Origin of the sequence: Vibrio sp. Isolate25 (assembly GCF_022398025.1) — a bacterium.
Lineage (GTDB): Bacteria > Pseudomonadota > Gammaproteobacteria > Enterobacterales > Vibrionaceae > Vibrio > Vibrio coralliilyticus_A.
On sequence record NZ_JAKEUT010000018.1, the window covers coordinates 18360 to 31029 of the forward strand.

Annotated in this window: 10 protein-coding genes; 7 read left to right on the forward strand and 3 right to left on the reverse strand. The window is 44.9% G+C overall.

What is annotated here, in order from left to right; all coding sequences use genetic code 11:
• Nucleotides 1-463: 463 nt before the first annotated feature.
• Nucleotides 464-3247, forward strand: coding sequence for a DNA polymerase I (gene polA, locus L1D15_RS19915; protein ID WP_239876802.1), 2784 nt, complete (start codon nucleotides 464-466; stop codon nucleotides 3245-3247).
• A gap of 775 nt (nucleotides 3248-4022) precedes the next feature.
• Here polA and yihA read toward each other — a convergent pair.
• On the reverse strand, nucleotides 4023-4688 hold the full coding sequence (gene yihA, locus L1D15_RS19920) for a ribosome biogenesis GTP-binding protein YihA/YsxC (RefSeq protein WP_239876803.1): 666 nt from the start codon (nucleotides 4686-4688) through the stop codon (nucleotides 4023-4025).
• A 148-nt stretch (nucleotides 4689-4836) separates the two neighbouring features.
• Between yihA and L1D15_RS19925 the strand changes: the two genes are divergently transcribed.
• From L1D15_RS19925 to hemN, 5 genes are all read left to right on the forward strand, one after another.
• Nucleotides 4837-5454, forward strand: coding sequence for a c-type cytochrome (locus tag L1D15_RS19925; RefSeq protein ID WP_239869951.1), 618 nt, complete (start codon nucleotides 4837-4839; stop codon nucleotides 5452-5454).
• 788 nt (nucleotides 5455-6242) lie between these two features.
• Nucleotides 6243-6881: a class I SAM-dependent methyltransferase gene (locus tag L1D15_RS19930; protein WP_239869933.1), complete on the forward strand. Its 639-nt coding sequence runs from the start codon at nucleotides 6243-6245 to the stop codon at nucleotides 6879-6881.
• Nucleotides 6881-7438 carry a Der GTPase-activating protein YihI gene (gene yihI / locus L1D15_RS19935; RefSeq protein WP_239869914.1) on the forward strand — a complete coding sequence of 186 codons (558 nt, stop codon included), beginning with the start codon at nucleotides 6881-6883 and terminating at the stop codon, nucleotides 7436-7438. Before L1D15_RS19930 ends, yihI begins: the two co-directional genes overlap by 1 nt.
• Before the next feature lie 7 nt (nucleotides 7439-7445).
• The gene (locus L1D15_RS19940) at nucleotides 7446-7934 is read left to right on the forward strand and encodes a DUF2489 domain-containing protein (protein WP_239876804.1); all 489 of its coding nucleotides are present in this window, start codon (nucleotides 7446-7448) and stop codon (nucleotides 7932-7934) included.
• Nucleotides 7935-8119: 185 nt separating this feature from the next.
• Nucleotides 8120-9508, forward strand: coding sequence for an oxygen-independent coproporphyrinogen III oxidase (gene hemN, locus L1D15_RS19945; RefSeq protein ID WP_239876805.1), 1389 nt, complete (start codon nucleotides 8120-8122; stop codon nucleotides 9506-9508).
• Between the two features lie 76 nt (nucleotides 9509-9584).
• On the opposite strand, the gene ilvY is transcribed toward hemN, so the two are convergent.
• A complete protein-coding gene (gene ilvY, locus L1D15_RS19950; RefSeq protein WP_239876806.1) occupies nucleotides 9585-10475 on the reverse strand; it encodes an HTH-type transcriptional activator IlvY in 891 nt (296 codons plus the stop codon).
• Between the two features lie 145 nt (nucleotides 10476-10620).
• On the opposite strand from ilvY, the gene ilvC reads away from it, so the two are divergent.
• Nucleotides 10621-12105: a ketol-acid reductoisomerase gene (gene ilvC / locus L1D15_RS19955; RefSeq protein WP_239876807.1), complete on the forward strand. Its 1485-nt coding sequence runs from the start codon at nucleotides 10621-10623 to the stop codon at nucleotides 12103-12105.
• 214 nt (nucleotides 12106-12319) lie between these two features.
• Here the strand turns inward: ilvC and L1D15_RS19960 are convergent, their stop codons facing one another.
• On the reverse strand, nucleotides 12320-12571 hold the full coding sequence (locus L1D15_RS19960) for an accessory factor UbiK family protein (RefSeq protein ID WP_004745538.1): 252 nt from the start codon (nucleotides 12569-12571) through the stop codon (nucleotides 12320-12322).
• Nucleotides 12572-12670: the final 99 nt, after the last annotated feature.

Sequence of the window (12670 nt, forward strand, 5' to 3'; positions counted from 1 at the left end):
ATTGAACTTGCACTAGTTCTTTTTGACACGACATTGCTCACATTGCTTCCAGTGTAATTTATAGCTTTATGGCAAAGCTAACTATTCAATTGAATAAGCTTTGACCCCTTTTTGCTAGGCGACATCGTTAAGATGTCGCTTTTTTTATGCTTAAAATTCATCGCTGGATAAAAGGACACCAATAGTCTTTTCCACAGTCAAGGATCGTTATTGGATCGATCTTATGGTGATCGATCTAAAACATTTGTATTATATTTCAATCGCTTGTGATGTTTGATTGCAGTTTTGTGACGAAATGTTGTGATAGTGGATAAATAGTATAAACAGAGTTATCCACAGGTGGAGGTGTCGATCAGGGGATTATTAACCAAATGTGTGAGTAGTGTACACAGAGTTAAAATGGATCCACTGAAAGAGTCATGGCATCCTAAGCAGATCTTAACTTCTTGGATGCTTAAAGACTATGGCTCATATTCCAGACAACCCGTTGATTTTGATTGACGGCTCTTCTTATCTTTACCGCGCATTTCATGCTTATCCGGGCACTATGAGTAATGGGGAAATTCCAACCAATGCAGTGTACGGCGTTGTGAATATGTTGCGCAGCATGATGCGTCAATTTGCTTCCGATCACATTGCTGTGGTCTTTGATGCCAAAGGAAAAACGTTCCGCGATGAGATGTATCCCGAATACAAGGCTAATCGTCCACCTATGCCTGATGATCTTCGCTGTCAGATTGAACCACTGCACAATGTCATTCGTGCTATGGGACTGCCTTTGATCTGCGTTCCTGGTGTGGAAGCGGATGATGTGATTGGGACATTGGCTCATCAAGCATCGCAAGCGGGTATGCCGGTCTTAATCAGTACTGGTGATAAAGATATGGCCCAGCTAGTCGATGATAATGTGACTCTGATTAACACCATGACCAACGTGGTCATGGATCGAGAAGGTGTGATTGAAAAATTTGGTATTCCACCTGAGTTGATCATTGATTACCTCGCATTGATGGGCGATAAGGTCGACAACATCCCTGGCGTTCCTGGTGTAGGTGATAAAACAGCGACCGCATTACTTCAGGGAATCGGTAGCCTAGAAAAACTTTATGAGAATCTCGATGATATTGCATCCCTTGGTTTCCGTGGTTCCAAAACCATGGCGAAAAAGCTGATTGATAACAAAGACAATGCTTTCATGTCTTATGAGTTGGCAACAATCAAGCTCGATGTCGAATTGGAAGAGAACTATGACACTCTAGTGAAGAGTGTGCCGAATAAAGATGAACTCGTTAGGCTTTATGGAGAGCTAGTGTTTAAGTCTTGGCTTAACGAGTTACTTGAAGGTGGGAATGGTGTGGTTGAAGCTGATGAAAAGTCGGGAGCGTCACAGCATGATAAGGCCCCTGAGCTCAGTGTTTCGGCCATTACGATTGATCGTAGCCAATATCAAACGGTTTTAGACAAAGACACGTTTAATGCTTGGTTAGACAAACTCAAGGCTTGTGATGTTTTTGCATTTGATACGGAAACGGACAGTCTCGATTACATGGTCGCTAACCTAGTTGGTGTTTCGTTTGCGACAGAAGAAGGCGTAGCGGCATACGTACCTGTGGCGCATGATTACCTTGATGCGCCAGATCAGCTTGATCGCGACTGGGTACTAGAGCAATTGAAGCCGATTCTTGAAGATGATGCTCAGGCGAAAGTGGGTCAGAATCTAAAGTATGATGCGTCTGTCTTGGCTCGATATGATATTGAGATGAAGGGCATAAAGCATGACACTATGCTCGCGTCTTACGTGTATAACAGCGTTGGCGGCAAACATGATATGGACAGTTTGGCACTGCGCTTCCTACAACATAGCTGCATTTCTTTTGAACAGATTGCGGGTAAAGGTAAGAAACAGCTCACCTTTAACCAGATTGAACTGGAAGAGGCGTCCCCCTATGCAGCGGAAGATGCTGATGTGACGCTGCGTCTGCATCATCGCTTATCGGCCAATATTGAGCAGGATGAAAAGCTTAAGACTATTTACGAAGAGATCGAAGTCCCGCTGGTGCCAGTACTATCACGTATTGAACGCACAGGGGTGCTGATTGATGATATGAAGCTGGCGGCTCAATCTCAGGAGATAGCGCTTCGTCTCGATGAGTTAGAGCAGAAAGCGTTTGAAATTGCTGAGCAAGAATTCAACATGAACTCACCCAAGCAGCTGCAAGCTATCTTGTTTGAGAAGATGGGGTTGCCAGTGGTGAAAAAGACGCCTTCGGGCACGCCTTCCACCAACGAAGAAGTACTGCAAGAGTTAGCGCTAGACTATCCATTACCAAAATTGATTCTTGAATATCGTGGTTTAGCGAAACTCAAATCGACCTACACCGATAAATTACCGAAGATGATTAACGCTGAAACGGGGCGTGTTCATACGTCTTATCATCAGGCGGTGACTGCGACGGGGCGTCTTTCTTCGACTGACCCTAACTTACAGAATATCCCAATCCGTAATGACGAAGGGCGTCGTATTCGTCAGGCATTTGTCGCGCCGCATGGTTACAAGATAATGGCCGTCGACTATTCCCAGATTGAATTGCGTATTATGGCGCACCTTTCAGGAGATAAAGCGCTGCTGGATGCTTTCCAGCAAGGAAAAGACATTCACGCAGCCACAGCAGCTGAAATCATTGGTGTGGACATAGAGCAGGTGTCAGCTGAACAACGTCGTCGTGCGAAAGCGGTCAACTTTGGTCTTATCTATGGTATGAGTGCTTTTGGTTTGGCAAAACAGTTGGGTATTCCGCGTGGCGAAGCACAGCAATATATGGATACCTATTTTGAGCGCTACCCAGGTGTGATGCAGTACATGGAAGACACACGCAGTGCCGCGGCAGAGCAAGGGTATGTCGAAACCATCTTTGGCCGCCGTTTGCACTTGCCGGAAATAAAATCACGCAACGGTATGCGTCGTAAAGCGGCAGAACGTGCGGCGATCAACGCTCCAATGCAGGGGACGGCAGCGGACATCATCAAGAAGGCCATGTTGTTGGTTGATCGGTGGATTGAGCAAGAAGGTCAGGGTCGAGTGAAATTGCTGATGCAGGTGCACGATGAACTGGTCTTCGAAGTTCAGGAGTCAGCTTTAGCCGAAATTGAAAGTAAAGTACAAGAATTGATGGAATCAGCCGCTCAGCTTGATGTGCCTTTGATTGCGGAAGCTGGCCATGGTGATAACTGGGATCAGGCGCACTAGGCAAAAAATAGCCAAAATTCGCTAAATAACATGAGCCAGCGCCCAATCGCTGGCTTTTTTTTGATTCTAAAAAAGCCAGTGCTTATTAGTGCTTCTTGTAGTTTAATAAAATTTTAATGAAAAAAAATTACGAAAAGAGTTTTCATTTCTGACCAATTGTTGTACATTAAACGGCGTAGGGTACAGAGGTAAGATGTTCTATCTTTCAGACCTTTTGTTTCACGTTATTGGATTAGGCTGATTCAGCCGCCCCAGTCAGCATTTGACTGGGGCGTTTTTTATTGCGCCACAGAAAATTACAATAAATATCATACCCTTACTGATGTCCTTTCTTATTTGTTATGATTTGGCTGCTCAATTCTCAATATCGTACTCTTAACTCGCCTTAATCTTGTATTTGGTAACTCAGACCAATTTTGTAAGAAAACTTCAATCACACTTTTATTTTTTCAAATAGAAAATCAAATCAAGAGCTCAGAGTGTTCGTCTCATTTTATAGAGTAATTATTTATATTTTTTAATGATTTAGGTGTTAGTTGTAGGAAAGGAAAGTGATGGAGACTGAGAAGAAACCAGCCGTTGCATTGTTCTCTGCTTTGAACAATCCTATCGGCATAATAATAACTACCTCCTATTTCTCTCCCGTTGCCCCACCAGGATGGTGGGGATTTTTATTTCTGCTGATGGATATTTCTTTCGCTGCAGTGCCGAGGTACAAAAGCAGAGACAAAAAAGCCCCACTGAATAGTGAGGCTGGTATCATCCGGTAGTGCGCTTATTCTTGCTCGTCGCCTTGCTGGTCTTCAATAATCTCATCAGTCAACCGCTCTGCTGCAACGGCAGGGGCAAACCACTCATCAAGTTTGTTGCGCAGGACATCAACACCGATGCCCTTCAACGAAGAAAACGCAGCAACACTCACATCACCACCGAATCCAGCAGAATCCTTCTTGATCTTAAGTACTTGAGCTTTGCGCGCACCACTTTTCAGCTTATCTGCTTTGGTCAATAGAACCTGTACGGGGATGCCGCTGTCGACCGCCCAGAATATCAGCTGTTGATCGAGATCCTTCATTGGGTGGCGAATGTCCATCAATACGACTAAACCTTTCAGGCTTTGACGCTTTTGTAGATATTCACCGAGTGATTTTTGCCACTTCTTTTTCATTTCCAGCGGTACTTGGGCGAAGCCATAGCCTGGGAGATCGACGATGTGGCAGCCATCGGTCACTTTAAATAAATTGATCAGCTGAGTTCGACCTGGTGTCTTACTGGTTTTGGCTAAACTTTTCTGGTTAGTCAGTCGGTTAAGAGAACTTGATTTGCCCGCGTTGGAGCGTCCTGCGAACGCAACTTCGATACCTTCATCTTCAGGCATGTGACGAATATCAGGTGCACTGGTGATGAAATGGGTGTTTTGATAATGAATTTTTACGCTCACTGTTAACTCCATCTCGACTTTGTGTAGTCGATTGATTACTTTTTTGTGAAATTGTGTAAAATAACCGTGCTCGGCATAAGGTCGCCTATTGTACCATGAGTGGCAACTCGGAGTGGTACTGGAAGCTTGATAATTATAATGGAATGTCATGAAGAAATTAGCGCTAATCTTGAGTCTTTTAGCCAGCTGCTCTGTATGGGCCCAAGGCAGTATTGAAGCTGGTAAAGCAAAATCCCAAACCTGTGTTGCTTGTCATGGTGCTGATGGCAACAGTCAATTGGCCATGTACCCTAAGTTAGCAGGTCAGCATGCTAAGTATATTGAGAAGCAGCTGAAAGATCTGAAACTAGGTATGACAAGTGGTGGTAAGCAGGGTCGTGTTGATCCGGTGATGGGCGGTATGGCAATGCCACTGTCTGAGCAAGATATGAAAGATCTTGCAGCTTACTACGCATCTCTACCAATTTCTCACAACACGACGCCTGAAAACGTGGTGGAACAAGGCAAAACTCTATATACGGCGGGTGATGCGACACGTGGTCTGACAGCATGTATTGCCTGTCATGGTCCTCGCGGTAACGGTACTGAGCTTTCAGGTTTCCCTAAAATTTCAGGTCAGCACGCTGATTATATCAAAGCTCAGCTAATGAAATTCCGCGATGGCTCTCGTGCTAATGATATGAATGGCATGATGCAAGATATCGCGAAGAAACTGACAGACGAAGATATAGAGACTTTGTCTAAATATGTTGGTGGCCTACACTAAGCCCTATTAAATACTGCCCGAGCAATGTTGTATTGAAAAAGCCCAGACGAGAGTCTGGGCTTTTTCGTATGATGCATATCACAACGACTTTTCTTCAGTGTGGTTCGATCTTCCCCAAAGGTTTGTAAGAGATCGCCCATTTATCGTATTGCTCTTTTCTCGTTGTCTTCTGTAACTATCTGAAAAATAATAGAAGAGGAGCGGTGGACAAAAAAAAGCCGATTTTTTTCTTCAAGTGGATTGTTCAAAATCCATCAATCGTTAAAGTGTGTTCATCGGCAGGGCGCTGATAAAGGAATTTAGGCCATGATGGTCTCCAAGGACGCAAGCGAAGGATGCTTGGAGGTCTATAAAGGAGTTAGGTAAGCAGGAAGCTTACTGGATAGGGATGGTCACCTCGTCTAATGGTTTAGACAGCGAAAAGGATCAGGCTAAGGATTAGCCCAGTTACGGGAAGTAAACGGAAAGCCAAAATTCACTAGGATGGTGAAAAACGACACCTTTTGCAGGGAAAGCGCCAAAAACAAATGGAAATTTGATGCACGATAATATGTGCAACACAGTTTCGCCGAAAGGCATTTTTAGAAAGCGATAGAGTGATCTATCGCTTTTTTTATATCTCAAATCCACCAACTTCCGTCTCTCGCCAACTCGGTTCCTATATTCCATCGATAAGATTATTGGTCAGAGAGGGAAAATTTCATTAAATTGGTGATTATTTGCCCAATGGCACTCCACTCTACAGCTACTTTCTGGTATGTTTCGCATCCCTGTTTGAGGATGTCAGCATGCACCACTGCCCACTTTGTCATTACCCAGAATCGCATCATTACTTTGAAGATAAGCGTCGAGCCTATCTCCAATGTCAGCAATGCGAACTGGTATTTGTCAATCCAGAGCAAAGGCTGGATGCAAAGGCTGAAAAAGCCCACTATGATCTGCATGAGAACGATCCAAATGATGCTGGCTATCGTACCTTTTTATCTCGGGTAGCCAACCCCATATTGGAACGTATTGAGCCTAGCTCAACAGGGTTAGATTTTGGTTGTGGTCCTGGACCGACTCTCTCTTTGATGATGGAAGAGCAGGGGCACAACATGTCATTGTATGACCTCTATTATCACCCCAATACCGAGGTGCTAGAGCGTACATATGACTTTATGACTGCCACTGAGGTGATTGAGCACTTGTATCATCCGGATCAGGTATGGCAGCAATGGTTGAATTTAGTTAAGCCAGGTGGCTGGATTGGTCTGATGACCAAGATGGTCATTGATGTCGAAGCGTTTGCCAAATGGCACTATAAAAATGACCCTACGCATGTGGTCTTTTTTAGCCGCAATACGTTTAAGTACTTGGCAGAGCGGGATCAGCTCAAGCTTGAATTTATTGGTAATGATGTAATTTTACTGAGGAAAACCCAGTAATGAGCCGTAGTAAGAAAGTAAGATCGGGCGGTAATGGTGACGTAATTGTTGTCCGTAATCGCACGGAAGCTGACGTCGAAGGACGTCTACGTAAGAAAGAGAAAAAACGCAAAGGCCTAAAAACGGGCGGTCGTAACTCTGAAGCGAAGCAGAATAAACAGCAGACAGCTGGACAAAAGCGCGACCCACGTTTAGGCAGCAAGAAGAAAATTCCTCTTGTGGTTGAAGCGGTGAAGAAGCCAACCAAAGCAGAACGTCGAGTCAATGCAGAACAAGAGCTAGAGATGCTGGAAAATGATGCCCAGCTGAATGTCTTGCTTGATCGCCTTGATAATGGTGAAAGCTTAGGCGCAGGCCTACAGAAATACGTCGATGAGAAATTGGCGCGTATTGAAGTGCTGATGAAGCAACTCGGCCTCTATGAAGAGGAAGAAGAGCCAGAAATCGTTGAGGAGCCGAGCGCACCTGTGTCGAAAAAGGTGAGTAAGAAAGCTTCATCAGAAGATGAACTGCTGTCGCAGTTCGAAGATCTGGATTTGAACCAGTTTAAAGGGTAGGAAAATTGTGAATGTAACCTTGTTAGCCATTGCTGGTGGAGTCATTATTCTCGGCTTAGCGTTCTATGCGGGTTACCTTCTGCTCCAGCTAAAGAAGCAAAAGGAATTGCAGGAACAGCATACGAAGCTGGCTATTGATAAGCGCAACGCCAACATTTTTGAAAGTGTTCATGTGCTTTGTTTAGCCGGTATTCAAGGCCAGTGTGATTTGTCGGAAATCAGTATTCGCTTATACAACATCATGGACTATGTTCAGGGTGAAGATCGGGTGGATTTTGATACAGAGTTCCCAGCGACATCGGAGCTTTATCATCTTGTCAAAGACATGCCACGTGGTGAAGATCGCCAACAAATGGCGAAGAAAGATCGCATGAAGCAAAACTTAGAGCGCCATAAAGCGGAATCTCGTTTGCAAGATGCGATCATCGACGAGCTCAAGCTGCTGCAGAAAAAAGTTCAGCCTTTAAACAACCAGATCAACATTCAGATGATCTAGATTGATACTTTAGTCACTCGATCACTTACACTTATGGGTGAGTGATCGAGTTATCAATTCTGACTATTGTTACTCAAAAAGCGCTATGCCACCCGGCGACCCGCCTCTGCGTGTGGCAAAATAGCCCCCAAAATATAACGGTTAATCACACCGGATACGCATTACAGCACTAACGGAAGTACACCATGTCTCAGCAAGTCGTCGCAAGCCAACAAATAGTATGGGATCAAGCCATCCTTAATAAATACAACTATTCTGGTCCGCGTTATACGTCTTACCCAACCGCGTTGGAGTTTCACGAAGCGTTCACTATTGCCGACTACGACATGGCGTGTACTGAATACCCGGAGCGTCCGCTGTCGCTCTACATCCATATTCCGTTTTGTCACAAGCTTTGCTACTACTGCGGTTGTAATAAGGTCATTACGCGTCATGCACATAAAGCTGATGAGTATCTCGATGTACTGGAGCAGGAAATCCTGACACGAGCCTCCTTACTGCATGGACGTAAAGTGACTCAGTTGCATTTTGGTGGTGGTACACCCACATTTCTGACCAAGACCCAAATCAGCCGTTTGATGAATATTCTACGAGCGGAATTTAGCTTTGAAGCCAGCGCAGAAATCAGTATTGAAGTCGACCCTCGTGAGATCGAACTGGATATGCTTGATCATCTGCGTGAAGAAGGTTTTAACCGTTTAAGTATTGGTGTTCAAGACTTTAATAAAGAAGTGCAAAAGCTGGTCAACCGCGAGCAAGATGAAGAGTTCATTTTCGCTATGGTTGAGCGAGCGAAACTGCTTGGTTTCCGTTCGACTAACCTTGATTTGATTTATGGCTTACCGAAACAGACTAAAGCGCGCTTCGCTGAAACATTGAATCGGGTTTTGGAGATGCAGCCAGGGCGTTTGTCTATTTTTAACTATGCTCATATGCCGCAGCTGTTCGCTGCTCAGCGTAAGATTAAAGATGAAGACCTGCCACAAGCGGAAGAAAAAATGGCCATTCTTCAGGATACTATTGCGACGTTGACCAATGCTGGTTACCAGTTTATCGGTATGGACCACTTCGCAAAGCCTGATGATGAACTGGCGGTCGCTCAGCGCGAAGGAGTTTTGCATCGCAATTTCCAAGGTTATACCACTCAAGGTGAATGTGACTTGGTTGGTTTTGGGGTTTCCGCTATTTCAATGATCGGCGATGCCTATGCGCAAAACCAGAAAGAGTTGAAAAAGTATTACTCTCAGGTTAATGAACATCGCCATGCTCTATGGAAAGGTGTTGCTCTTGATAGTGATGACTTACTTCGACGTGAAGTGATTAAACAACTTATCTGCAATTTTAAACTCGATAAAGCGGCAGTAGAAGTAGAGTTTGATATTCAGTTTAGTCAATACTTCAACGAAGACTTGGAATTGCTGCAAACCTTTATAGATGATGGACTTGTTGAAGTAGACGATAAGGAAATTCGCGTGACATTACGTGGTCGTCTACTGATTCGTAATATCTGTATGTGTTTTGATAAATACCTCCGAGCGAAGGCGCGTCAGCAGCAATTCTCGCGAGTGATTTAATCGTCGCAGTTGCCTCGATAACCACGAACAATAAAGCCACCGAGAACGGTGGCTTTATTGTTTCTTCGGGTAGCTGTTAGGGTGCGATATAGGCGTCTTGAGCAACCTCCCATAGTGCTTTGACCAGCGGATTATCTAGCTGCGAGCGTTTGCAGCAGACCCCTAACTTGAAAGGCTTGATTGATGCGACCTTGAGCCTTTGAATCTTCTCTTTAACTGGGCTGTTGTTGATCACCACGTCCGGCGCAATACCCACGCCACAACCTAGTGCGACCATACTGACTATCGCCTCATGACCGGAGACTTGCGCATAGATGTTGGGTTTGATTCTCATCGCTTTAAACCAAGTATTGGCGCGGTCTCGTGCGGTACCTGATTCCGGCACGATGAAAGGAACGGACGCCCAGTCAGGTTTGTCCTTTTGCAGCGCTTCAGCAAAGTTGCTCACGCCGACAGGGGCGATCACCGAAAGAGGAATTTCACTAATGGTTTCAAATTTGAGTTTGGCAGGCAGCACTTCCGGTTGGGCGGAGATTGCCACGTCCACTTCATCATTAAGGACTTTGTTTATCGCTTGAGCCGGATCGCCTGTAGACAGTTTAAACTCAATAAACGGATGCTGAAGGCGAAACTCTGACAACAGCTCAGGCAGGTGGCTGTAGCTGGCTGTCACCGAGCAAAATAGGCGAATCTCACCTTTTAATTCTTCTTCGTGCCCTTGAATCTGCGCATTGAAGTTTTGCCATTCTCCGAGAATCTTTAAAGCCACAGGCAAAAGTTTTTTTGCCGCTGGGGTCAATTCAACGCTGCGGTTGTCCCGTACGAACAATTCTTGCCCAGTTTCTGCTTCCAACTTTTGTACCTGACGACTGAGCGCAGAAGGGCTGATGTGCATAGCAGAAGCCGTTTTGGCGAAGCTTTTACTATCACACAGATGAATGAACAGTTGCAGACTTTTAATGTTCATGAAATAAGTGTTTCCTTGTTGCATTTTTTGCAATAACTAATTGTGAATATATCACTTTAAGCAACTCGATGTCTGATTTAGTATCGAGGCATTCGGTAATGAAACGCCGACCTAAACGGATAAATTCTCAAAGGAGAGCCCTAACATGGCTAACTATTTCAATACATTAAACCTACGTGAGCAGCTAGATCAGCTTGGCCGTTGTCGCTTTATGGACCGCAGTGAATTCGCTACAGAAGCGGATTACCTGAAAGGTAAGAAAGTGGTTATCGTTGGTTGTGGTGCACAAGGTTTGAACCAAGGTTTGAACATGCGTGACTCAGGCCTGGATGTAGCTTATGCACTGCGTCAGGCAGCGATTGATGAGCAACGCCAGTCTTTCAAAAACGCGAAAGAAAATGGTTTTGAAGTAGGTAGCTACGAGACGCTTATTCCTCAAGCTGATCTCGTGATCAACCTAACGCCAGACAAGCAGCACACGAATGTGGTTGAGACGGTAATGCCGCTGATGAAAGAAGGCGCAGCACTAGGTTACTCACACGGCTTTAACATTGTTGAAGAAGGCATGCAGATCCGTAAAGACCTAACCGTCGTGATGGTTGCACCTAAGTGCCCGGGTACTGAAGTACGTGAAGAGTACAAGCGTGGCTTCGGCGTTCCTACGCTAATCGCAGTCCACCCAGAGAACGATCCAAAAGGTGAGGGTTGGGATATCGCCAAAGCTTGGGCTGCTGGTACTGGTGGTCACCGCGCAGGTTGTCTAGAGTCTTCATTCGTTGCTGAAGTGAAATCTGACCTAGTGGGCGAGCAAACTATTCTATGTGGCATGTTACAAGCAGGTTCAATCGTTTCTTACGAGAAGATGGTTGCTGAAGGTATTGATCCAAGTTATGCGGGTAAACTGATTCAGTACGGTTGGGAAACCATCACGGAAGCATTGAAGTTTGGTGGTATCACACACATGATGGATCGCCTATCAAACCCGGCGAAAATCAAAGCGTTCGAGCTTTCTGAAGAGCTGAAAGAGTTGATGCGTCCGCTTTACAACAAGCACATGGATGACGTAATCACAGGCCATTTCTCTAGCACTATGATGGCTGACTGGGCAAATGATGATGCGAACCTACTAGGCTGGCGCGCAGAGACAGGCGAAACAGCGTTTGAAAACTACCCTGCAGGTGATGTGGAGATCTCAGAGCAAGAGTACTTCGACAACGGTATCCTTCTAGTTGCAATGGTGCGTGCGGGTGTTGAGCTAGCATTCGAAGCAATGACAGCGTCAGGTATCATTGATGAGTCAGCGTACTATGAGTCACTACACGAGCTACCACTCATCGCAAATACAGTCGCGCGTAAGCGTCTGTACGAAATGAACGTTGTTATCTCTGATACGGCTGAATACGGTAACTACCTATTTGCTAATGTCGCTACACCACTACTGCGCGAGAAGTTCATGCCTTCTATTGGCACTGACGTGATTGGTAAAGGTTTAGGTGAGACTTCTAACCAAGTAGACAATGCAACGCTAATCGCAGTCAACGATGCAATCCGTAACCACCCTGTTGAGTACATTGGTGAAGAGTTACGTGGATACATGACGGATATGAAGAATATCGCGGTAGGCGGTTAATCTTCTTCGCTAAGATGAGTAAAGAACTCCAGACAGACTGGAGTGATAAATACAAAATATAAACACAACACTTAATGAAAAGGCTTGGTCGCCGTTGACCAAGCCTTTTTTATTTTCCATAAGCTAGGTATGCACTGAGGGATAGAATAAGTTTGAGAAAATAAAAAGGGCTGACGCAGTACGCCAACCCTCCATATTTCATCGCTATCAGCTTTTACTTATCTGCTAGTTTCTCTTCTAGATCGGCTAGCTTCTTTTCCATTTCAGTCAGCTTCTGGCGAGTGCGAAGGAGTACCTGAGTCTGAACATCAAACTCTTCGCGACTAACGACATCCAGCTTATTCAGCTGACCTTGGATAACTTGACGAACTTTCTGATCAACATCTGCACCAAGTTCTTTTACTGGCGCGGGCATGGAATCATGAATCTGTTTAGCAATTTGCTCTAGTTTCTTTGGGTCAAACATGTGACGAGAACTCCTGTATCTTTGTGTATATTCTATGTAATTGGTACGGGAAAGTCGCTATTTGGATAACAAAAATTCGATGTGGTCAGCGGTCAATCT

Coding starts and splice junctions, on each gene's coding strand:
- L1D15_RS19960 (WP_004745538.1), bottom strand. CDS start 12,571: ATGTTTGACCCAAAGAAACTAGAGCAAATTGCTAAACAGATTCATGAT.
- L1D15_RS19925 (WP_239869951.1), top strand. CDS start 4,837: ATGAAGAAATTAGCGCTAATCTTGAGTCTTTTAGCCAGCTGCTCTGTA.
- ilvY (WP_239876806.1), bottom strand. CDS start 10,475: ATGAACATTAAAAGTCTGCAACTGTTCATTCATCTGTGTGATAGTAAA.
- yihI (WP_239869914.1), top strand. CDS start 6,881: ATGAGCCGTAGTAAGAAAGTAAGATCGGGCGGTAATGGTGACGTAATT.
- ilvC (WP_239876807.1), top strand. CDS start 10,621: ATGGCTAACTATTTCAATACATTAAACCTACGTGAGCAGCTAGATCAG.
- L1D15_RS19930 (WP_239869933.1), top strand. CDS start 6,243: ATGCACCACTGCCCACTTTGTCATTACCCAGAATCGCATCATTACTTT.
- polA (WP_239876802.1), top strand. CDS start 464: ATGGCTCATATTCCAGACAACCCGTTGATTTTGATTGACGGCTCTTCT.
- hemN (WP_239876805.1), top strand. CDS start 8,120: ATGTCTCAGCAAGTCGTCGCAAGCCAACAAATAGTATGGGATCAAGCC.